Source organism: Vagococcus fluvialis bH819, assembly GCF_900163795.1.
Classification (GTDB): domain Bacteria; phylum Bacillota; class Bacilli; order Lactobacillales; family Vagococcaceae; genus Vagococcus; species Vagococcus fluvialis_A.
In genome coordinates, this window is the sequence record NZ_FWFD01000009.1 from 117,252 (window position 1) to 138,770 (window position 21,519).

Genomic DNA, 21,519 nt, shown 5'->3' on the forward strand with positions numbered 1-21,519 from the left:
GATAGAAGGAGGTTATTAAATGAAATGGCAGGAAAATCGAATTAAATCGGCTCAAAACGGAACAAATCCTATGCTCATTAAAGAATTAAAAGGCGGTTTTCTAGTATTTGGTGATGTCCAATTTTTACCAGGTTACTGTGTGTTACTTCCTAAAAAAGAAATACACTCTCTAAACGATTTATCTTTACAAGAACGTTCTCTTTTTCTTCTTGATATGTCGATTATTGGTGACGCATTAATTGAGGTTCTAAAACCTTTACGAATTAACTATGATATTCTAGGAAATACAGATAATTACCTCCATGCGCATATCTTTCCGCGTTATCAATGGGAAGAGGAACAACGCCGTAAAATGCCTGTTTGGCTTTATGATTCCTCTAATTGGAGTAATCCAGAAACAGCTTATCAACCTAGTAAACATGATGAGATAAGAAATAGTATACTTGCGTTTTTAGAACAAAATTATGATGAATTGAGTGATTAATATTGAAATCACTACTCTGCCAAGCAAAACATGAAAATAATTTAGAAACACTTGAGAAACTACTAATTGACTATCCTGACATTGATTATATGTTGTTTCCTGAAGGTTATCTAAACAACATTGATAGTTTGAATAAAGCTAAGATGCTTGCTAAAAAATATCATACCTATATCATTAGTTCTTTACGTCATCATGGCGATACGGCTATTGTTATTGACGCTTTCGGAGATATTCTTTACAACAGGAAAAAAACAGCTTCACATGATGAAGAAAAATTAGTAAATCCAGTCTTTTTCACTGATTCTCACCATCAAAAGAACGTTGGATTTCTCTTATGTATGGAAATTCTTAAAGGTATGCGTGATTTACCACTTATTCATTACGATTTTATACTACAACCAATAGGAGTCGGGATGTTCAAAGAAGAGCAGTTTGACCTTTGGCTTAACGAAGCAATTAAAATAGCAAAAAAATTTAATACCATTGTCATTGGAGCAAGTCATTCTGATGGGTCTTATAAAAATTGTGGCGTGTCTATCCCAATTTCTTACTGTATTGATAGTAATGGTGTCCCTGTTTATGTTCTTAAAAATCAATTAAAGACTCAAATTATAGAGATTACTGACAATAATTCAGTTAGATTAATCAATAGTTTTTAGAGTAAAGGAGAAACCAGTTATGATAAAAATAGCCAAAAGTACAAATGATCATCAAGAAAGTTTAAATCAAATTTTCGAAGAATCTATTCCATATTTCCTTAAAGTTGAAGGTCGAGAGCCTTTAAAGCCATTAGAAGATATCAGAGAAAAAATTGGAAACCCTCCTATCAGTATAAATATCATTGGAAGATCAACTATCGAATTATTAGACAATTTATACCGTCAAAAAGGAATAAATACCTGTCAATTACTCGTTTCTGGTTCTAATTATCTTGGTTTGAAATTTTGGACTGAAATTGGTTTTAACAAAATAGTTTATGTAGAAGCTCCTGATGAAAATTCACCCACTTGCTCAGTTGAAACCGAACTAGAACGTTCATTCTAACTAGCTATTTATAGCCGAATAATCTGTTTTATCCTGTTCAGTTATCTCTCTAATGACATGACAGGGTACTCCTGCAGCCACTACATTAGCTGGAATGTCCTTTGTGACAACACTACCAGAACCGATAACAGTATTATCGCCAATTGTCACACCTTGATTGACAGTGACATTAGCGCCAAACCACACATTATTTCCAATGGTTACTGGTTTTGCGTAGCAACCACCATTAGCACGTTCAATAGGATCAATCGCGTGATTAGATGTAAAAATACCTGCTCTAGGACCAAACAAGACGTTATCACCAATTGTAATTTTAGCGCCATCTAACATGATACAATCAAAATTAGCATAAAAATTTTCGCCTAAAATTATATTTTTGCCAAACTCACACCTAAAATTAGGTTCAAAATGCGCTGTTTTCCCCATTTTTCCAACAATTTGGCGCAATAGGTCAGTACGAATCAGTTCAGAGTGACCAAAACTCTTATTATATTTATTTGTTTTAAAAATAATTTGTTCTCTGTAGTTGATTAATTCAGGTGTCACATCGTTATACATTTTACCAGTTGCCATATGATCAAATTGTTCTTCCAAAAGCATAAATAAAGTCCTCCAATTAATTTAATTAGTTATAACTATTATAATGCTTTATTTTATAAAAACAAAAGATATTAATACATATAAAATTATTGGAATCATCAGTGTTTCTTTAGCTGAAAATGGTACTTTTTGTGAAATTGGTTACACAATGAATCGTCAATTTTGGCGCCAAGAAATTACTTATGAAATGTTAAAAGAATTAATTAACTTATTAACTTATTATGGTTGAATTTATCTATAACAAAGATTATTGCTCACGTGCATAAAGATAACCAACCAAGCATCCATAAACTTTATAGAAAATGAAACGTCACAGACACAAACAGATAAAGAATTTATATTGAATGCTTAAAAATAATCATAAACACCTACATTTTAACTTCTAAAATCAACTTGGTTTAATATATATTATGTAAACCAATAAGAGAAATTTTAGTTTATTCTTAATTTTAAAAAATAGTTCATCTGCCCTCTTTGAAAAATTCACATTATAAAAAAATACAAACCCATAAATTAATGCTATAATAAATAAGTAAAAAATAGATTTAGGAGCTGGAATATTTGAATAATAGTATACAAACCAAAGAAATAACATTGGAGACAATCAGAAACAATCGAGAAATTTTGATTAACGGTAGAACTGCTTATTTTGCTGATCTAGTTAAAACTGCAGTGACTCTTAGCACTGAAATTGCACATGAATCAAATGAACAGATAAAAGAATTAAAATCAATGCTGATCACAGAGACTATCACTATTATGACTGCTTCTTGGAGAAATACCCTACCCTTTAATCTTTTTGTATCTAAAGGTGCGGATGATTTTGCTAAAAGCTTAGGTGTAGAAGATTTACGAAATCACAACTACAGTTTAAAATTTAGCATGGATAAAATCATTGAAATAATTGAAGAGCCTAGTTTTCTTGCTGTAGCAGAAAACTTAAGTGATCAAGATGTTGCTAAATTAAACAAATCATTGAGTAAAGAGGATACACTTTTAAATTCTAATGTTATGCTTCACTGGGAACATGCTTACACTGGAAAAATGTTCACTACAGATGTTACAGCGTTAATTAAAGAGCTAAGTAATAACAATGCTACTGACGAAGTTATTTTATCATCTGTTAAAACTTTAGTTGAAAAACAAGCTATTGTTTGGATTCTGAAACCAGAAAATTATGTTATCACTGAAAAAGGCTATAAAGATACTAGACAACCAAGCTGGGAAGCTGCCTATAAAGAATGTGCTATTGAATTAAGTGAAACATCGAAAGAAGATTACAGTAAAAGCTTCAATAAAAAATGGTAATCATAGTGACACCTGATCAGTCTGAGAATAATCTCGGATTGATTTTTTTATTGACCCCCTCTTTTTCTTTGAGGTACAATGATCATAATAAAAATAAAGGAGAGAATAATGTTATTACTTATTGCTGAAGACTTTATAATTGTAGAATCAATTCCACTTGTCCTCCCCTATTACGAAGAGTTAGTCTATAAAACACGACAAGAATCTGGATGTATTTCTTATGAATTGACGCGAGATTTAAAAAAAGAAGGCCATTTCCTATTTTTAGAACGTTGGATTGATGAGGAGGCACTGAATCTACATACACAGACAGAGCATTTCAAACGTCTAGTTCCTCTAATTGATCAACATATTAGTCGAGAAGCTAAATATACACGGATGGAAATAGTCCAGTAAAAAGAACCTGAAGTAATATTTCAGGTTCTTTGTTTGTATCGATTAATAGACTTACGTACTAAATATGATTGATAAATTAAATAACCAAATAAAATAAAGGGGCCAAACGCTAACAAAAGTCTCACTAACGCAAAAGGTAACTCAAATAAAAAGGCTTTTCTAAATGCTTCCCCTGTTTTCTCCCAAATTCCTGGTGTTAAAAAGGCTTTTTTCAAATCAAACAAAATCGCTTTATCTTTTTCATTAAAAAAAAGAATTACATAAAATAGCATAATTAAACTGTTAGTTGTATCAATTTTTTTCTTAGATCGTAATTCTCGTTCATATTTTGATTGATCATCTGAAAATAATTCGTTACTCTTATCAAGTTGTCCTAAAAAATATAGTTTATGACTCTTCTCTCTTGACTTTATATACTCCCAACCAGAATCACTGATAAATTGAACATATGCATTTCGTTCAGTATATTCTTTGAACTCTCTGACATCAATTCGGATAACTAGATTATTATTATCATTTTCAATAAATCTATATTGCCCAAATCCAGGCGCCTCTATAAGTGACCAACCATTTATCATCATTTTATTCAGCCACGCTTCTTCTTTTTCAATAGTTGAAAAATATTTACATTTACTCTTCTCCAAGATTAATCCTCTCCTTTTAAAGATTGCTTCCAAATCGATATACAATGTGTCATTCGCTCAATTTCTAATACCAGCAATTTGTTACCTAGTTCTGTAGTTTGGTACATTTTTCGCCTTTCTAATTCTGAAGGTAATTGTTCTATAAGATTTTGCTTGAGTAAATTTTCAATAGCTCCGTACATCGTACCAGCTGCAATTCTTACAGTTCCTTCGCTCATTTCTTCAATAGATTTTATAGCAAGATAACCATATGTTGGTTTTTTAAAAGCAGTTAGCACATAAAAAACAGTTTCAGTTAAGGGTAGTTTAGGCCTCTCCATTTACTTACCTCCTTATTCTAACTATATAGTACTACTATACAGTTAGAATGTACAGTTCAACTGTATAAAAAAACCAATACAAATGTACTAGTTTCAGTTAATTTTATTTATTCATTTCTAACAAGTTTTTCTGAATAATTTAAAAACTCTTCACTTACTAAATAATATTTAGGTAAAAACACAGCTGTAATGGTCATTAAAAATTCAGAATTAGCAATCGAAGGGTTTACCATTCGGTGTTCTGCATTTTTTATCATTTTAACTGTCAAATTATCAGGATTCACATTTTTTCTATAAGCTTTTTCTGTATCCTTTGAATTTACATTCTTATCTTTTTCACCTAAAATCAGATGAACGTTACTGTTCATTTTTTTTAAATCATTAGTAGCATCTAAAGTCATACTACGTTTAACAAATTGATAACGATCTTCTGTCATTTTACTTGTTCCGCCAGCTTTAAGGTATATTTCATAATTCTCTTTTTCTAAAATTAAATCACTATCTTTTTGAAATCCATCAATTTCTGTTTGGATTTCTTTTTCATTTTTACCATTATTTTTGGCTTGATTTTCAGTAAAATAAGTACTCTGACTTAGCCAATTCACTCCTGGAGCAAGTAAGATAGAAAATTGAATATCTTCTCTCATTTTATCAACTTTAGGAATTACCCAACCTGCTTGACTAGCTCCCCACAAGCCGATTTTAGCCGATAATTCTGGGCGATTTTTCTTTGTCCAGTCAATGACATCACTGACTTCATTAGCGCGATCTTGCATTGATTGATCTAACCAATTTCCACTTGATTGTCCTACTCCTTGTTTATCCCATGAAACAGAGGCAAACCCTTGTTTAGCAAAACGTTCCATTATTGGATAATAACCACCATCCTGAGTAGCGTTTTGAGGGCCATCACCATGAACAAAGAAAATAACACCTTTTACTTCTCCCTTTTTAGGAGTCACAATAACTGAAGACAATGTTTTGTTTTTTATTTTAACTGCTATTTTTTCTTCTTTAAATTGGTAATTATTTCCTATTATAAAAATAGAAGTTAACACCACACCCGTTACGGTTAAACTAATGACTATTTGACTGATTACTTTTTTCATATCTACTATCACCTTTCTTTTATTGCGACTAGTATAAATCTTGTTGTAACCACACAGTCAATGAAAATACTTTATTTATTTTTTTTATTTTCAAAGCGTTCAACTTTGGAACGGTTACCACATATTTTCATCGAACACCATTTTCTTCTACCGTTTTTATTAATAAATAATAGTGGACAGCTATCATTAGCACACCGACTTATTTTATTTAGTTCTTTGGATTCAATGAGTTCTGATAGCGATAAAAAAACTAAGGCTTTAATACCTTCTAAACCATTTTTAGTGGGTACGTAAATCACTTTTTTATCTACAAAAATAAGAGAAAAAGGATTTGCTAGCGTTTCTTCTTCAATTAGCTCTTTTATTTCATTTTCAGTCACTTCTCTATTGATGAAACTAACCAATAATTCGTGTAAATAGTTTCTAAATGTAATTACAGGATCTAACGTATCTATTCCTTCTATGTAAGTACTGAATATTGAAAGTTGTGTATTGTATGATGAACTCTTTTCGATAGGAGACTCTGACCATTCTTTTAAATTTTCAACCGATTGAATTAATTCTATTACTTTTCCATTCCTCATTAATCGAGTATTTAAAAAATTTAACGCGAAATTATCTGTTATATTTGGAAATATGTCTATCATAATTCTCACCTACTTTAGAATCAGTATACCATACAAAAAGCTAAAACTAACCATTAAAAATAATAATGAACAGTTATTAATAACTGAAACTAACCTCTTTTAAACTTATAAGAAGTTAATAAAAAAAGAAATCGAAATGTATAAACATCGATTTCTTTTTTATAAAGTATTATTTTTATTTAAATTTATCCAATAACGTTCTATATTTGTTTGGTTTATCTGGATTCTGCTTTCTAATATTCCACCACTCGACAGAATAACAGTTCTAGAAAAATTATTATTTGACTCACATGTGAGTAATACATGTGAGTGTTGCAACTCTATTTTTGAGAAAAATAAGACTTCTTTTAGAATTTGCTTTCCATACCCTTTTCCTCGATAAAGTTTACTAACAGAATATGCAATATGACCTCCATTTAGTTGAAGTTGTCCAGTCAACTGATGATTCACACTCGCCACTCCCACTAAGTTATTTAATTCGTCTACTGCCATAAACTGCGTTACTTTTGTTTGATTTTTTAATGGTTTCAATTCTTTTTTTGTCACTTGTTTTCTCCATTTTTTAATATCCGGTGCTGTTGTTAGACCAGAAGAACCGTGAATTAATTCTTTTTCTTGTAAAAATGACTTCTTAAAAATAAAAAGTTGCTGATCTGTAACTTGATCTACCTTAACTAGTTTAATACTCATCTTAATCTCCTAACTCATAAAACTGCAAATTGCGGCAATCAAAACATACATCTTAGGCTCGAAAGAGAAAAAATGGCTTGCTTGAAACAAAGGGATTGGTTTTACTTTTTCTAAAAGCCATTTTGATACAGCTAAGTAAAACAACCATCCAATAACAGCTCCAAAAGTATTAGTGATAAGATCATTTATATCTGTTGCTCTAAATCGTGTAAATAATTGGCTTAACTCAATAAATAGTGATAAGAAGAAGGCATACTTTAAGGTTTCTTTAAATGAGTGATATTTGCTCCACATAAGAGGTAATAAGAATCCTAGAGGAACGAACATAAGGATATTTAAATAATCTGAGTGAAGTATTCCTGTCCCAAATGGGATAAAACTAATATTAGGATCAAAAATATTGCCTTGTACGTTTAGAACTCGCTGCCAATTTGATAAACTTGGAAATCCAATAATTTCTTTTAACATAATCAACAAGTAGAGCATTACTCCATACCCTAAAATATAATGATTAATCTCTCGGTAATGCATTATTTTAAATAATCTTTTTTGATGTTTATAATTATAAATGGTTAATATAACAAAAGCTAAGACAAAACTTAACATAAAAAAACCTCCTTAGACTCTATTATAGCGTAAGGAAGTTCTAATTATTATTGGACTTTAGAACTAATTTATGGTTTACATATTACTAATATATTAAAAAAAGGATAAGACATCTGACATTGTTAATTTTTCTTTTTCTTGTTGATTAAAATCTTTTTTTATTTTACCTTGTTCTAACACTAATAGACGGTTTCCATATTTCAAAGCATCTTCCATTCTATGTGTGATCATTAGACAAGTTAAATGATTTTCTTCTATAATATTATTTGTCAAAGTCATCAAATGTTTGGCAGTTTTAGGATCTAGTGCGGCTGTATGTTCATCTAACAAGAGTAAGGTTGGTTTTTGTAGTGTCGACATTAACAAGCTTAATGCTTGTCTTTGTCCTCCTGAAAGATCTCCTGTAGGCGTATCTAAATGATTTTCTAGACCATTACCAATCGTTTTACAAAGATCATGAAACAAAATTTCCTTATTAGCTAACTTTCTTAAAGAAAAGCCTCGCTTTTTACCTCTCAAACTAGCAATGAGTAAGTTTTCTGAAACAGTCATTCGGGGAGCTGTTCCCAACTTAGGATCTTGAAATACTCGCCCGATAAATTTTGCTCGTTTTTCCTCCGAAAGTTGAGTTATAACTGTTTCGTTGATTATTATTTCACCCGAAGTTAAAAATAAATTACCACTAATTGAGTTGAATAGCGTGGATTTACCTGCTCCGTTTCCACCAAGAATCGTTATAAAATCACCCTGGTTAATTTCTAAATTTAGTTGATCCATAATTCGCATGCCTGAATCAGTTACTTTGATACCGTCTTTAATGGTTAGTATGGGTGATCTCATTTAATAACCTCCTTTTTAGGAAAAATTCTATCTTTAATTTGTGGAACCATTAGACATACTGCTAGAATAAATGATGAATATAACTTCAGATAAGTCGTATCAAATTTTAGTTTGATTACGACTAAAATTAAAAGTTGGTATAAAATACTACCAATGACAATCGCAATTAAGCGTTCTGGTAAAGTCAAATTACCAAACAGCAATTCTCCTAAAATAATTGAAGCTAGACCAATAACAATGATTCCCACTCCTTTATTCACATCTGCATAACCTTCACTCTGGGCAATTAATGCACCCGAAAGAGCGATAATACCATTCGAAACCATCAAACCTAAAATTTTCATTCGATCTGTATGAATGCCAAACGATTTGGCCATTGCTTCATTATCTCCTGTGGCAACGTATGCTTGACCTATATTAGTTGTTAGAAAAAAGATAATACCTCCAATTACAACTATTAAGACAATAAGAGAAATGATAATTTTATCGAAATTAGGTGGTAAATTCAAAAAGTTTAAACTATCAAATATTTTTTTCTGATTTAATAATGAAAGATTTGGTGATTTCATGATAAATAAAATGACAGAATTTAAACCACTCATCACTAATATTCCTGATAGGATAATCGGTATTTTTCCTTTTGTAAATAATAAACCTGTTGTAAGACCGGCTAACACTCCAGCTATAATGCCCAATAAAGTCGCTATTATCGGAGATATGCCATGTGTAATTGCAGTGACACAAACAGCGCCACCTAAAGGAAAACTTCCTTCTGTTGTTAAATCAGGAAAATTAAGAATTCTAAAGGTTAAAAAGATACCTAATCCCAGAACAGCCCATAAAAAACCTTGTGCAATTGTTGATACAATCATTTTATTGTCCTCCTTTAATAATAGCTTTATCTAAAATACTATCTGGAATTGTGATATTTAATAATTGAGCTTGTTTCTTATTCACAACTGTATCACCTGTATCAAAAGTATAAATAGGTGTATCTTTAGGTTCTTTATTTCCTTTCAAAATATCAACAACCATCTTGCCTGTCTGAACGCCTAATTGATGTTGGTTTATACCAACCGTTGCCAATCCACCTTGTTCAACCATTGTATCAACAGAAGGGATAATCGGAATCTTATATTGATTTCCTACATCAACAATTGTTTGCATGGCATTAGCCATTGTATTATCTGTTGGCAGATAGATAAAGTCGATTTCTTTTGCCATAACTTGCATCATTTGTGGGATCTCATTTGTAGAAGGGACTGCATATTTTTTGACATCATACCCTTCTTTTGTGGCAATTTCTGATATTTTATCTACTTGATAAGCTGAGTTATCTTCTGCAGATGAATACAAAACACCCATTTTTTTCTTCTCTGGTAAAACCTGATGAACTAAATCTAATTGGGCTTTAATAGGTGATTGATCGCTAACACCTGTAATATTTCCTCCTGGTTTATCATTATCTAAGACTAATCCAGCACTTTCAGGATCACTAATTGCTCCTAATACAATGGGAATATCCTTAGTTTGATTAGCGAGTGCCTGTGCAGCTGGTGTAGCTATTCCTACAAGGACATCTGACTTTTCATTTAACAAATGTTGGCTCATGCTTGTTAACTTACTTTGATCTGCTTGTCCATTTTGGAAAACGATTTTCACCGTTTTTCCATCTTCGTATCCTTGTTCTCTCAATTCGTCAATTAAGCCTTGATAAATTTGATCCAATGCCGGATGACTTACAAATTGCAGGATTCCCACTACCGGAATATCTGATTTTTTATTCTCAGATTTTAATTTTTGACTATCCATAATAAAGCTAGATATTAAGAAACTGAATAATAAGATAAGTGTGATGTTTAATTTTTTATTTTTCATTTTTATATTTCCTCCTTTAGAATAAAAAAAGAGCGATAACCTATTATTGGTTATCGCTCATCTATCATAATAGACAAAACAAAAACCGCATAATCTATGCGGTATAATTCATCTTTACCCAACATAGATACATATTTTTAGAATAATTTCTAAAAAGCTGTACCCACGCCAAATGATTAGCCTAAATACAACTATCTACGCCAAGTTTGCCATGAAAAGCTATTCAATTTAAAATCTGAAAATTTATTTGTTATTTGTTCCATGACAATCCCTCTTTCGTTAAAATAATAAACATATCTTACCCATAAAAAATATAAAAGTCAATATATAATTACTCAAATTCAACTTCAGATGTGTGTGTGCCATCGCTAGGATTAGGATTAAAATCAAGCTCATCTTTCTTTTCAACACGCTTTGGTTTTTTTTGCGGAATTTTAGGATTAATCATTAAGTTTACTTCATCAACTAATTCTGAAGCACCATTTTTTAATGTATCAAATGCATATCGTTTTGATTCTTTTCCATTTTCAATCAACAAAAAATTATTTTTTTTGTCTAATTTTAAATTATCAACGCTTTTTTGATTACCATAAATCGGTTGATAAATATACACTATTTCTGGAAGTCCTTCGATTGATTTTGCTTCATTAAACATTTTTTCAAGTTCATCGTAACCTTTATTGTTGGTAGGATTAATAATTCCTAAAACAACAGGTTCTTTACTCGATAGTATTGTATTGATATCAGCGTTTTTAACATTTTTAAATTGTTTGTTTTTAAATGTGACTTTCGCTACTGACTCTATCTGTCTTTCTCTTATCGTTTCTCTGTATGCCGAAACAAATAAATGACTAATAATAAAAAAAGCTATGACTACAACTATTATCGCTATCGTTTTTTTCTTTTTTAATACGGTTAATAATTGTCCCGCTAATCCCTCATTATTCGTAGTCTTTACCTTCATTGAATAACCACCTTATTTTGTTAATAGTCCTATTATAACTTATAATTTTAAGATTGAGAATACCAAGTATCATAAAAACAGTAACTGATCTTGTTAGATATTTAGTTTTCACTATATTTTTAACTCATAATGGTATATAATAGTTTAATTGAAAAGCTATTTTTAAAGATTAGGAGAGACATTATTTTGACAAATGAAATTAAGAAATGCCCTAATTGTGGTCATCAATTCAAATCTGGAGAAGAGTATTGTCCAAACTGTGACCTTTTTATTCCGATGAATGAACAAAATGAAAATGACGCAACTTTTGACCCTGAAAAAACACAAACATTTAAAACGTTCAAAGAAACTGAAAATAAGTCTGATGAAAATTTCAGCGAGCCCACGTTTAAGCATCGTGGAAAAACATCAGTAGATAACACTTCAGATACTATTGAAGAAGCTGAAACAATCAGCAACCAATCAGAAGAAAAAAAAGAGCCTGAAACAGAGAAAAACCAACCTATTTCTAACGAAAATATCTCTTCTGAAGATACAACTGAGATCGAAGAAACTTTTATTGATAAAGAAGAATCATTAGATATCCATTCTGAAGATCCGTTAGAAGTAAATAATGAACCCATCAATGAAATTGAAGTGGTAGTCAGTGATGATAAAGAATCTGTTGAGGTTAAATCTAATAAAGAACAACCTTCTTCTAATAAAAAGAAAACTAAAGCAATTATTGGATTGTCTGCTACAGTTGTCCTTATCGTAGGAGGCTTAACTTTCTACTCTACACAACAAAAAAAGAATGAAGAAAAAGCGACAACTGAACTTGTTTCAACGACAGAATTAAATCTTAATTCTCTATATAGTTCGTCTGAACATATCTACCTAAAAAAGAATGTGACACAAGATGACATCAAAAAAGCAAAAGAATCTTTAGAAAAACTAAAGGGCAAAGAGGATTATGCGGACTTAAAAAAAGAATTCGATACTGTTGAAGAAAAGTTTAATAAGCAAAATGCGATCAACGAAGTTTTCAAAAAGCCTATTATTGATTCGGATCAATTGGATACAAAAGTTTATGTAAAAAATGCAGATAAACTATCGATGAATAAAATTGCAACTGAAAAAGATGGCTTTGATATTCTTTATAATAAAGCATTTTCTGAAGCAGAAGAGCAAAAATCTTCATTAACAAAAGCAAATGATAGTTTGTCTATTGTTTATAAAGAAGATCAAGTGGTCAAAGAAGCTTCAAAAGAGCAATATGATGACGCTGAAAAAGCGATTAAAGCTATCAAAGACCCAGGAGTTAAAAAAGAATTTTCTGAAAAACTTGATAAAGTAAAAGCTTTCCTAGATGAAAAAGAAAAAGAGAAACAAGCTGAAGCTGAGGCTTTTGCTGCTGAACAAGCAAAAATAGCTCAACAAGAGCAACAAATTCAAGCAAACCCAAATAACAATAATAACAACAACTCTAGTGGTACGTTTAAAGCAACAGACCCTAATTATAAATGGGGAAATCGTAAAGACGGTAATATCAATAATAATGATGATGCTTGGGCTTGGAACCCTGGAATTCAAGAAAAAGTTATTTCCGAAGTTATTAGCCGAGGCTACGTAGCTGAAGGTGGCTATTATCTTGAACCTGTTTACATTGAAAATGGTGAAGGTTTCTATAACTTATACGCCACTACAAATTCAAAAATATTCCCGAAAAGTAAAGCAGAAGAATTTCCACTTTATGTCGTAACAATCAATGCTAAGACTGGTTGGTTCAAAGGTAACGGACCAAACTAAAAGAACTAAACAGGGAAATAACAATTTGGTTGTTATTTCCCTATTTTTATTAAATTTAAAGGAGAAACTATATGTCATTTGATGGTATATTTACCCACTTAATATCAAAAGAATTAACCCATGAACTTGTTGGTGGCCGTATTTCAAAAATCCATCAACCTTATGAGAATGAATTGATGTTAGTTATTAGAAATAAAAGTAAAAATCATACATTACTTTTATCAGCTCATCCTTCCTACTCTCGTGTTCAACTGACTGAAATTAATTATAAAAATCCCTCTACTCCACCTAATTTTTGTATGGTAATGAGAAAATACCTCGAAGGAAGTTTACTTGAATCTATTTCTCAAAAAGAAAATGATCGTGTGTTACATTTTTCTTTTTCCAGCAGAAACGAAATTGGAGACTTAGAAAATATCATCCTTACAATCGAACTTATGGGCCGTCACAGCAATATCATTTTATTCAATCAGTCATCTAACAAAATAATTGATGCTATAAAACATGTTGGTTCGAGTATGAATAGCTATCGTACAATCTTACCCGGTGCAGACTATATTTCTCCACCTAAACAAGAAAAAATAAATCCTTTTGAAATTCCTTACAATCAATTATTTGAATTAATGAATACAGCAGACAATATAGATGCGTCATTTATTCAAAATAATTTCCAAGGCTTTGGTAAAGATACCGCGTCTGAGTTAGCTTATCGAATAAACTTAGATTTAAAAAATAAATTTAATATTTGGCAAGCCTTTTTTTCTGAATTATCCGAACAGACTAACCCCTGTCTTTACCAATTAGAAGGAAAAGAATTCTTTACCCCTATTCCCTTCTTATCGATGGAGAATACTTTTGTTTATTATAAGTCACTAAGTCATTTATTAGACGGTTTCTATGAAGGAAAAGCTGAAAGGGACCGCGTTAAGCAGCAAGCTGGAGAACTTTTTAAAAAAATTAAGAATGATTTAGCTAAAATCAAAAAAAAGGTAAAGAAATTTGATCAAGCTTTAATTGATGCGGATAATGCAGAAATTTTTAGAATTAAAGGTGAGCTTCTAACAACTTTTTTACACGAAGTACCACGAGGAGCTAAAAAAGTGACCTTATTAAATTATTATAAAGATAATGAGCCTATTGATATTTCATTAAATGAAGCCCTATCTCCTAATCAAAATGCTCAAAAATACTTCCAACGCTATCAGAAATTAAAAAACAGCGTTAAAATTGTTAAAGAACAACTTGAAAAAGCTAATTTTGAGCAAATATATTTAGAATCTGTCGCTGATCAACTTGAATTAGCCACACCAAAAGATATCGATTTAATTAGAGAAGAATTAATTGCCGAAAAATATATTAAAGATCGACAAAGAAAGAAAAAGCAAAAAGTAAAGAAAAGTGAACCTGAAAAATTCATATCTTCAACTGGTTTGATTATTTCTGTAGGTAAAAATAACCTCCAAAATGATCAATTAACTTTGAAATCAGCTAAAAAAACTGATACGTGGCTACATGCCAAAGACATTCCTGGTTCCCATGTTATCATTAACAGTAACGATGTGGACGAAGAAACCTTATTAGAAGCAGCTAATCTAGCCGCATATTATTCAAAATATCGGCTATCGGCCCAAGTTCCTGTAGACTATGTATTAGTGAAACATGTCAAGAAACCAAACGGGGCAAAACCCGGTTATGTTATATATGAGAATCAAAAAACACTGTTTATCACACCCAATAAAGAAAAAATTGATAAAGCGTTATTAAATGGAGGACAATTATGAGATTTAGAGAAGCGTTAATAGTTTTTGTTGGAATTAGTATTATGGTATTTGGATTTAGTTATTTTATCTATCGTTATTTTTTCAAAAAAGATTTAAAAAATTGGAAGCTTAATTGCTTTATGTTAATCGTAGCATTTGCCGGAGTTGCTTTATTTTTACCTAATACAATAACATATGTAAAAGAGAAAAAAGGATTCGTTAATAATGCAAATGTGCAGTATGTTAGTGGTAAAAAAGTAGTCAGTCATGCTAATGCTCATGAAAGACTCATCTTACCTACTGCTTATGATACAATTGAAAATACGCATCCATCTGTTATTAGTTTTCCAGAAAAATGGAATGGCTATAAATACTGGATGGGAATTACTGCCTACCCTAAAGGCGTTGCTACTTATGAGAACCCACATGTTTTCAAATCTAACGATTTAATTGAATGGATCCCAGACGATAACAACCCTTTAGACGAACCTAAGTCAGAAAAATTTAATGGCGAAGTACCATTGCAGTATGATTCTGATACAAATATCATTTATAACAAAGAAGAAAATCGTTTAGAATTATTTTGGCGTTATGTAGATGATATTTCTGGAGATGTTGTCATTTACCGTATAGATTCTTCTGATGGTAAAACATGGAGCGATAAAAAAGTGATCCATAAAGCGAATCGTAAAAAAGGTGATTGGATTTCTCCTGACTTTGTAAAAGATGAAAACGGTTATCAAGTTTGGTATGTTGCTAATGGCTTTAAAATTTGGCACCGTACAAGTAAAGATGGCTTAAAATGGACAAAACCAACTGAAGTCAAAATGGCTTATTCTAATGCTGATGGGATGAAACATTGGCATTTAGATGTACAAAAAACAGATTTGGGCTATGAAACAGTTGTTTCTGGATTCAAGAGTGATGGGACAATTCAACTCTCTCAACGTCATGTTATGAACGTCTACTACTCTAAATCTAAAGATGGTAAAACATGGGACGATTTAACACCTATCATCTTCCCTTCTGGTGATAAACATCAATTCGATGGTAAAGGACTTTATAAGAGTGCTTTATTAAAAGACAACGGTCAATACTATGTGTTTTATAGTGGTATTGGTTTTGATGATACCCGTGGTGTTGGTTTATCATATGGTAAGGATATCTTTAAATTAAAAGGACTTAATTACTCTGATACAACTGATTTATTAAATCCTAATAAGAAATCGTTAACGACAAAAGAGAGCTCTAGCACAGCACCTTAAATGAAATTTATCTAAGAACACTTACTTTTAAGTGTTCTTTTTTTATTCAAAATTCACTTAATTTTAATATCTTTATCATTTAAGCTTCTTTTCTTAATATTTTGATTGTCATACCTTCTCTTAATCATTATGATATTAAAGTAACTAAAATATAAAGGAGTGATTTTAATATGGATAAATCTAAGCAATTAAGATGGTACAACGTTGCTATCATTGCTTTCGTTTCTGTATGGGGTCTAGGAAATGTCGTTAATAATTATGCGACACAAGGGCTTTCTGTTATAGTTTCATGGATACTTATCATGGCACTTTACTTTGTACCATACGCATTAATAGTCGGACAATTAGGTTCAACATTTAAAGACAGCCCTGGTGGTGTTAGTAGCTGGGTTAAGAATACAACAACTAAGAAAATTGGTTATTTTGCTGCTTGGACTTATTGGGTCGTGCATATCCCCTACTTAGCACAAAAACCTCAAGGTATTATTATTTCTCTAAGCTGGATCTTTAAACAAAATGGTAATTTTATTAACACAGCTAGCGCAACAACGATTGCTATGATTTGTTTGGCGATTTTCTTATTCTTTTTATGGATTTCTTCAAAAGGATTAACCACATTAAAAAGGATTGGTGGCGTTGCAGGAACTGCGATGTTTATCATGTCATTATTATTTATTTTATTAGCAGTATCAGCACCTTCTCTAACTGGGGCCTCATTTGCTACACCAGATATGGGAAATATTAAATCTTATATTCCTAAATTTGATTTTGCCTATTTTACAACCATCTCAATGTTAGTTTTCGCAGTTGGTGGAGCTGAAAAAATCTCTCCTTATGTGAATGAAACAAAAAATGCATCAAAGGAATTTCCTAAAGGAATGCTTGTTTTAGCTATTATGATCGGTGTTTGTGCGATTTTAGGTTCGTTCTCAATGGGTATGTTATTTGATAGTAACAATGTTCCTAAAGATTTAATGGCTAATGGTGCTTATGAAGCCTTTGGAAAATTAGGTGCTTATTACAACGTGGGTAACTTCTTCGTTGTTGTTTACGCAATTGCTCAAATGTTAGCTCAAATTTCAGCTCTTGCCTTTTCTATTGATGCGCCACTTAAAATTCTTTTAGCTGATTCAGATAAGGAATTTATTCCTGAAAGTTTCTCTAAAGCTAACGCTAAAGGAACGCCAGTTAAAGGCTATATCTTAACAGGTATCTTAGTGAGTATTTTAATTATTGTTCCTGGCTTAGGAATTAAAAATATGAACGATAACTATGTTTGGTTACTAAACTTAAACTCAATCGTGATGCCACTTCGTTATCTATGGGTATTCTTTGCCTATATGATGATTAATAAAATGCATAAAGAGTTTGATTCTGATTATAAATTCATCAAGAATCCCAAAATTGGCTATATTGTAGGTTTATGGTGCTTCTTATTTACAGCTTTCGCTTGTATTTTAGGCGCTGTACCTAAGATTCCTTATGCTGAAGACCCTAGAGCTTACATTTTCCAATTTATTATGAATATTTTAACTCCAATTATTTTAATTGGTTTAGGAACAATCTTCCCATTCTTTGCAAGAAGAGCTCAAAAAAAGAGTGGTGAAAAAGGCGTTTAACTTCAGTTGTCATAGAAGTTGCTAATTTCACCCCGAACTATCAGGGTTTTCGTGAATACACAAAAGAGGATGACTTTTATTTAGGTCATCCTCTTTTTTTGAACACTTATTTTAGACAAAAAAAACACTAGAAACAAGTCTCTAGTGTTTTGTAAGCTTTAATTAAGCTTTTTCGATGTTTGTTGCTTGAAGTCCACGTTGGCCTTCTTCTACGTCAAAAGTAACTTCTTGACCTTCTTCTAAAGTTTTGAATCCTTCACCTTGGATAGCTGAGAAGTGAGCAAATACATCTGTTCCGTCCTCTTGAGTGATAAATCCGAATCCTTTTTCTGCGTTAAACCATTTTACTGTACCGTTAGCCATGTGCTGTTCCTCCTATTGCGCATCTTTGTACGCGAATTATTGCAATAAATGTGACGCTTAATAGGAGAATTATATATAAAATAAATATTTTCCTAATCTCGTATCCAATTACTACAATAACTATTCTATCATATAACATTTAAGACTACAATGGTTTTGTTGCATATATTTAAGCATTTTTTGTTTTAAAATAACTAAATATGAATTTGATCTATCTTAGCAATAAAATGCTCTCGACCATAAAAATCTTTGTTCAATAATTCAGGAAATATTTCTTGAAAAAAGTATTTAACTGAAGGCCTATGTGAATAGGCGTGGATAGTTTGCACAGACTCAATAAACATATCCATATAAACTTCTTCAGGATTACTTTTTACAATTTCTTCAAAAGATTCATAAAGTAAATCAACTTTATCTGCAATTGCTAAAATTTCTCCCTCCACGCTATCATCCTTACCTTCAAACAAACGTCTCCTATAAATATCTTGGAATTGATTAGGAATTTCTTGCGAAATAAATTCTTCAGTCATTTTTTCTTCAACAGTTTGAAGCATCCCTCTTAGTTCTTTACTTGCATACTTCACCGGTGTTTTAATATCACCAATAAAACGCTCCGTATAGTCATGGTTCAAAGATTTTTCATATAATGATTTCCAATCAATTGACACACCGTTAGCTTCTTCAATATCACCTAGAACTTGAGCAATCGAAGCTACACGATAAGAATGAGCCGCGACCGTATGTTTTGTATATTTAAAAAAACCTGGTGCTCTTGTGATTTTCTCTAAATTATTTAAGCCTAAAATAAATTCATTTAATCCCATTTTGCTCACCCCTAATTTTTATTTTTTATCTTCTATTTTTTTCTTTTTAGCGAGCTCTAGTACATAAAGCACTATAGCTAATACTAACGTTGAAACAGTTAATAATAGTGTCTGTAATCCATCGTTATGAACAACCAAAAGTTGCCTTAAAATTGCTGTAATACTAATAATCACCAAATATTTTATTGGAATATCATGAGCATCTTCAATGTATTTAACAATCATTACAATAAATTCAAATAACATAAAGAAAGAAAGAATATAACCCGATATATCTTCCAATGACCTTTGATCATAAGGAGTCATAATTAAATTAAACGCTCCTATCAAATCTCTGGCCATATAAGCAATAATCAAGAGTGCCAATATAAACAAAAAGACATTAACAATTGAATAAAGTATTTTTTCATACGTTTTAAACATAAAAAACCCCATTTCTTTTTAATATAATAGCTTTTAATTAACAAAGTTGTCAATTTTTTTACTTAAAAAGTGGGGATATTTTTTTATATTTTATTATGTTTCGACTTTACTAAAAATAAATAGTGTTGTTTTGATACATTCAACTTAGGGATGTCAAACCTTTTTAATATTTCGGACACTGCTATTGCATTTAATTCATCACATTGCCAACTTGTTTCATAATAGTCTTTTTCATAGTCACTGAAATTAAATAAACAAAGACTTTCTTCAGAATCAACATAACGATGAATCGCCATCAAATTATTTTTAGTGTTATATAGATAATATATATTACCTTCTGATAAGGAAAGATGACTTTCTCTTAATTTAGTCCAGTTTTGGACAACTTTTTTAAGGGTTATATTCTGTGAATTCCAAGGATAGAATCTACGGTTATCTGGATCCTTCTCCCCTTCTAGTCCTACTTCATCTCCGTAATAGATACAAGGAACACCAGGCACCATAAACAGTAAAGCAAAAGCTAACGCTACCTTCTGATATGACCCACCACACTCTGTATAAATCCGGTCAGTATCATGCGTACCAATATTGTTCAACGCATTATAATAAAAGTATTTTGGATAATTTTCCTTTAAAGTAACCATCTCACTGATAACATCACAAACAGGCTTTTGTTCATTGATTAAATCTAATATTTGCTCTCTCAAAGGATAGTTCATGACACCATGTAGAACTGGATAAGAAGCATATTCTTTACTTTCGCCATATGCTATTTTATTAGAAGCATCTTCCCAGACCTCACCGATTAATACCTGATTCTCTTTTTGATTTAATTTTTCTCTGATCCCTTTTAAAAAGAAATTAGGTAACTCATCTGCCACATCTAATCGCCAACCATCAATATTATAATCTTCCCATTTAGCTAAAACACTCTCCTGGTCACCATAAATAAATTGTTGAAATGAAGGAATGTGCTTATTCACTTCTGGGAGATCGGCAATTCCCCACCAAGATTTATACTCATCTGGAAAATTAAAAAAATTAAACCAACTGAAATATTTGGATTCAGGATTCTGATAGGCACCAATATACTTTCCGTATTCTCCAGAATAGTTAAAATAGCGACTATTGCGACCAACATGTGAAAAAACACCATCCAAAATAATATTCATATTATTTTCATGTAATGTATTTACAAGATCCCTAAATTCTTCATTTGTCCCAAGAACAGGATCAATATTAAAATAATCATTGGTATCATAACGATGATTACTATTGGCTTCAAATATAGGATTCAAGTACAGTGCCGTAATTCCCAACTCTTTTAGGTAAGGAATTTTTTCTTTAATCCCTTTTAAGTTACCACCATAAAAATCCCATCTCTTAATGTCTCCTGTTTCATCTTTAATATAAAAAGGTAGATCTTCTTCACTTCCATAAATCATTGTATTCTTTTTAGGTGAATTTACTTGTTTTTCTGGATTGCCATTAAAAAAACGATCTGGAAATATTTGATAAAAACAGGCATTACGATACCAACTAGGAGCTTCATCTATTTGAGAATAACTTGTTAGCTGATACCAACTAATTTCTGCCTCACTCGTGTACTGATGACCCTGACCACCTGTTTTATTTTTACCATAATATAAATGAAAATGATGCCCCTCTTTATTGATAGCATGTATTTTGAAGCAATACAAATACAAACCACTACCTTTTTTTACTTGGTAGTGGCACTTGTACTTGTTCTCTTCAAATAATGTCATTGGTAATTCTTCAATCTCAATGGTTTCTTGTTGTTTTTTTATAACCAAAGAGACAGAGTGAATTATCTCTTTGGAATCAACAAAAATATTAAATTCAACTTTATCATTTGATTTAATTGCACCAAAGGGCTGTTTAAACTTAGTTAACCATGAATTATATTGAATGTCCAAAAATGATTTC

General features: G+C 31.2%; 25 protein-coding genes. 10 read left to right on the forward strand and 15 right to left on the reverse strand.

Annotated elements, in window-relative coordinates:
- The first annotated feature begins 19 nt into the window (after positions 1-19).
- From FM121_RS06875 to FM121_RS06885, 3 genes are read left to right on the forward strand one after another with little or no spacing between them, the layout of a single operon-like run.
- Positions 20-484: an HIT family protein gene (locus FM121_RS06875; RefSeq protein ID WP_086951433.1), complete on the forward strand. Its 465-nt coding sequence runs from the start codon at positions 20-22 to the stop codon at positions 482-484.
- A gap of 2 nt (positions 485-486) precedes the next feature.
- Positions 487-1,143: a hypothetical protein gene (locus FM121_RS06880; RefSeq protein WP_086951434.1), complete on the forward strand. Its 657-nt coding sequence runs from the start codon at positions 487-489 to the stop codon at positions 1,141-1,143.
- A gap of 19 nt (positions 1,144-1,162) precedes the next feature.
- Entirely contained in the window at positions 1,163-1,528 is a 366-nt protein-coding gene (locus FM121_RS06885; protein ID WP_086951435.1) for a hypothetical protein, read from the forward strand.
- Here FM121_RS06885 and FM121_RS06890 read toward each other — a convergent pair whose 3' ends face one another.
- Positions 1,529-2,128 (reverse strand): sugar O-acetyltransferase, encoded by a 600-nt coding sequence (locus tag FM121_RS06890; RefSeq protein WP_086951436.1) that lies wholly within the window; start codon positions 2,126-2,128, stop codon positions 1,529-1,531. It lies immediately after the preceding gene.
- A 43-nt stretch (positions 2,129-2,171) separates the two neighbouring features.
- Here FM121_RS06890 and FM121_RS06895 point away from each other — a divergent pair, with 43 nt between their 5' ends.
- The 3 genes from FM121_RS06895 (at position 2,172) to FM121_RS06905 (ending at position 3,832) form a co-directional block, all read left to right on the forward strand.
- A complete protein-coding gene (locus FM121_RS06895; protein ID WP_086951437.1) occupies positions 2,172-2,357 on the forward strand; it encodes a GNAT family N-acetyltransferase in 186 nt (61 codons plus the stop codon).
- Between the two features lie 332 nt (positions 2,358-2,689).
- Positions 2,690-3,436: a hypothetical protein gene (locus tag FM121_RS06900; protein ID WP_086951438.1), complete on the forward strand. Its 747-nt coding sequence runs from the start codon at positions 2,690-2,692 to the stop codon at positions 3,434-3,436.
- 108 nt (positions 3,437-3,544) lie between these two features.
- Positions 3,545-3,832 carry a putative quinol monooxygenase gene (locus FM121_RS06905; RefSeq protein WP_086951439.1) on the forward strand — a complete coding sequence of 96 codons (288 nt, stop codon included), beginning with the start codon at positions 3,545-3,547 and terminating at the stop codon, positions 3,830-3,832.
- A 20-nt stretch (positions 3,833-3,852) separates the two neighbouring features.
- On the opposite strand, the gene FM121_RS06910 is transcribed toward FM121_RS06905, so the two are convergent.
- From FM121_RS06910 to FM121_RS06955, 10 genes are all read right to left on the reverse strand, one after another.
- Positions 3,853-4,476, reverse strand: a complete 624-nt coding sequence (locus FM121_RS06910) for a DUF2812 domain-containing protein (protein WP_086951440.1) — start codon at positions 4,474-4,476, stop codon at positions 3,853-3,855.
- A gap of 2 nt (positions 4,477-4,478) precedes the next feature.
- Positions 4,479-4,796: a PadR family transcriptional regulator gene (locus FM121_RS06915; RefSeq protein WP_086951441.1), complete on the reverse strand. Its 318-nt coding sequence runs from the start codon at positions 4,794-4,796 to the stop codon at positions 4,479-4,481.
- Positions 4,797-4,903: 107 nt separating this feature from the next.
- On the reverse strand, positions 4,904-5,905 hold the full coding sequence (locus FM121_RS06920) for an alpha/beta hydrolase family protein (RefSeq protein ID WP_086951442.1): 1,002 nt from the start codon (positions 5,903-5,905) through the stop codon (positions 4,904-4,906).
- Between the two features lie 71 nt (positions 5,906-5,976).
- Positions 5,977-6,552: a CGNR zinc finger domain-containing protein gene (locus FM121_RS06925; protein WP_086951443.1), complete on the reverse strand. Its 576-nt coding sequence runs from the start codon at positions 6,550-6,552 to the stop codon at positions 5,977-5,979.
- 159 nt (positions 6,553-6,711) lie between these two features.
- On the reverse strand, positions 6,712-7,242 hold the full coding sequence (locus FM121_RS06930; protein ID WP_086951444.1) for a GNAT family N-acetyltransferase: 531 nt from the start codon (positions 7,240-7,242) through the stop codon (positions 6,712-6,714).
- A gap of 9 nt (positions 7,243-7,251) precedes the next feature.
- The gene (locus tag FM121_RS06935; RefSeq protein ID WP_086951445.1) at positions 7,252-7,848 is read right to left on the reverse strand and encodes a VanZ family protein; all 597 of its coding nucleotides are present in this window, start codon (positions 7,846-7,848) and stop codon (positions 7,252-7,254) included.
- A 93-nt stretch (positions 7,849-7,941) separates the two neighbouring features.
- Positions 7,942-8,688 carry an ABC transporter ATP-binding protein gene (locus FM121_RS06940; RefSeq protein WP_086951446.1) on the reverse strand — a complete coding sequence of 249 codons (747 nt, stop codon included), beginning with the start codon at positions 8,686-8,688 and terminating at the stop codon, positions 7,942-7,944.
- Entirely contained in the window at positions 8,685-9,560 is an 876-nt protein-coding gene (locus tag FM121_RS06945; protein WP_086951447.1) for an ABC transporter permease, read from the reverse strand. Before FM121_RS06945 ends, FM121_RS06940 begins: the two co-directional genes overlap by 4 nt.
- Before the next feature lies 1 nt (position 9,561).
- Positions 9,562-10,566, reverse strand: a complete 1,005-nt coding sequence (gene trpX / locus FM121_RS06950; RefSeq protein WP_086951448.1) for a tryptophan ABC transporter substrate-binding protein — start codon at positions 10,564-10,566, stop codon at positions 9,562-9,564.
- Positions 10,567-10,897: 331 nt separating this feature from the next.
- Positions 10,898-11,530: a hypothetical protein gene (locus tag FM121_RS06955; RefSeq protein WP_086951449.1), complete on the reverse strand. Its 633-nt coding sequence runs from the start codon at positions 11,528-11,530 to the stop codon at positions 10,898-10,900.
- A 186-nt stretch (positions 11,531-11,716) separates the two neighbouring features.
- On the opposite strand from FM121_RS06955, the gene FM121_RS06960 reads away from it, so the two are divergent.
- The 4 genes from FM121_RS06960 to FM121_RS06975 all read left to right on the forward strand — a co-directional run bounded on the left by FM121_RS06960 (position 11,717) and on the right by FM121_RS06975 (position 17,962).
- A complete protein-coding gene (locus tag FM121_RS06960) occupies positions 11,717-13,318 on the forward strand; it encodes a cell division site-positioning protein MapZ family protein (RefSeq protein ID WP_086951450.1) in 1,602 nt (533 codons plus the stop codon).
- Positions 13,319-13,389: 71 nt separating this feature from the next.
- A complete protein-coding gene (locus FM121_RS06965; protein ID WP_086951451.1) occupies positions 13,390-15,099 on the forward strand; it encodes an NFACT RNA binding domain-containing protein in 1,710 nt (569 codons plus the stop codon).
- Positions 15,096-16,343: a glycoside hydrolase gene (locus tag FM121_RS06970; protein ID WP_086951452.1), complete on the forward strand. Its 1,248-nt coding sequence runs from the start codon at positions 15,096-15,098 to the stop codon at positions 16,341-16,343. Before FM121_RS06965 ends, FM121_RS06970 begins: the two co-directional genes overlap by 4 nt.
- 170 nt (positions 16,344-16,513) lie before the next feature.
- Entirely contained in the window at positions 16,514-17,962 is a 1,449-nt protein-coding gene (locus FM121_RS06975; protein WP_086951453.1) for an APC family permease, read from the forward strand.
- Between the two features lie 162 nt (positions 17,963-18,124).
- On the opposite strand, the gene FM121_RS06980 is transcribed toward FM121_RS06975, so the two are convergent.
- The 4 genes from FM121_RS06980 to FM121_RS06995 all read right to left on the reverse strand — a co-directional run bounded on the left by FM121_RS06980 (position 18,125) and on the right by FM121_RS06995 (position 21,509).
- Complete coding sequence (locus FM121_RS06980) at positions 18,125-18,325, reverse strand: cold-shock protein (protein ID WP_086951454.1); 201 nt, start codon at positions 18,323-18,325, stop codon at positions 18,125-18,127.
- Positions 18,326-18,519: 194 nt separating this feature from the next.
- Positions 18,520-19,149, reverse strand: coding sequence for a YfbR-like 5'-deoxynucleotidase (locus FM121_RS06985; protein ID WP_086951455.1), 630 nt, complete (start codon positions 19,147-19,149; stop codon positions 18,520-18,522).
- 18 nt (positions 19,150-19,167) lie between these two features.
- Positions 19,168-19,572: a phosphate-starvation-inducible PsiE family protein gene (locus FM121_RS06990; RefSeq protein ID WP_256958424.1), complete on the reverse strand. Its 405-nt coding sequence runs from the start codon at positions 19,570-19,572 to the stop codon at positions 19,168-19,170.
- 83 nt (positions 19,573-19,655) lie between these two features.
- Entirely contained in the window at positions 19,656-21,509 is a 1,854-nt protein-coding gene (locus FM121_RS06995; RefSeq protein ID WP_086951457.1) for a glycoside hydrolase family 13 protein, read from the reverse strand.
- Between the last annotated feature and the right edge of the window lie 10 nt (positions 21,510-21,519).

Coding starts and splice junctions, on each gene's coding strand:
- FM121_RS06875 (WP_086951433.1), top strand. CDS start 20: ATGAAATGGCAGGAAAATCGAATTAAATCGGCTCAAAACGGAACAAAT.
- FM121_RS06885 (WP_086951435.1), top strand. CDS start 1,163: ATGATAAAAATAGCCAAAAGTACAAATGATCATCAAGAAAGTTTAAAT.
- FM121_RS06890 (WP_086951436.1), bottom strand. CDS start 2,128: ATGCTTTTGGAAGAACAATTTGATCATATGGCAACTGGTAAAATGTAT.
- FM121_RS06895 (WP_086951437.1), top strand. CDS start 2,172: ATGCTTTATTTTATAAAAACAAAAGATATTAATACATATAAAATTATT.
- FM121_RS06905 (WP_086951439.1), top strand. CDS start 3,545: ATGTTATTACTTATTGCTGAAGACTTTATAATTGTAGAATCAATTCCA.
- FM121_RS06915 (WP_086951441.1), bottom strand. CDS start 4,796: ATGGAGAGGCCTAAACTACCCTTAACTGAAACTGTTTTTTATGTGCTA.
- FM121_RS06920 (WP_086951442.1), bottom strand. CDS start 5,905: ATGAAAAAAGTAATCAGTCAAATAGTCATTAGTTTAACCGTAACGGGT.
- FM121_RS06925 (WP_086951443.1), bottom strand. CDS start 6,552: ATGATAGACATATTTCCAAATATAACAGATAATTTCGCGTTAAATTTT.
- FM121_RS06930 (WP_086951444.1), bottom strand. CDS start 7,242: ATGAGTATTAAACTAGTTAAGGTAGATCAAGTTACAGATCAGCAACTT.
- FM121_RS06935 (WP_086951445.1), bottom strand. CDS start 7,848: ATGTTAAGTTTTGTCTTAGCTTTTGTTATATTAACCATTTATAATTAT.
- FM121_RS06940 (WP_086951446.1), bottom strand. CDS start 8,688: ATGAGATCACCCATACTAACCATTAAAGACGGTATCAAAGTAACTGAT.
- FM121_RS06945 (WP_086951447.1), bottom strand. CDS start 9,560: ATGATTGTATCAACAATTGCACAAGGTTTTTTATGGGCTGTTCTGGGA.
- trpX (WP_086951448.1), bottom strand. CDS start 10,566: ATGAAAAATAAAAAATTAAACATCACACTTATCTTATTATTCAGTTTC.
- FM121_RS06955 (WP_086951449.1), bottom strand. CDS start 11,530: ATGAAGGTAAAGACTACGAATAATGAGGGATTAGCGGGACAATTATTA.
- FM121_RS06965 (WP_086951451.1), top strand. CDS start 13,390: ATGTCATTTGATGGTATATTTACCCACTTAATATCAAAAGAATTAACC.
- FM121_RS06970 (WP_086951452.1), top strand. CDS start 15,096: ATGAGATTTAGAGAAGCGTTAATAGTTTTTGTTGGAATTAGTATTATG.
- FM121_RS06975 (WP_086951453.1), top strand. CDS start 16,514: ATGGATAAATCTAAGCAATTAAGATGGTACAACGTTGCTATCATTGCT.
- FM121_RS06980 (WP_086951454.1), bottom strand. CDS start 18,325: ATGGCTAACGGTACAGTAAAATGGTTTAACGCAGAAAAAGGATTCGGA.
- FM121_RS06985 (WP_086951455.1), bottom strand. CDS start 19,149: ATGGGATTAAATGAATTTATTTTAGGCTTAAATAATTTAGAGAAAATC.
- FM121_RS06990 (WP_256958424.1), bottom strand. CDS start 19,572: ATGTTTAAAACGTATGAAAAAATACTTTATTCAATTGTTAATGTCTTT.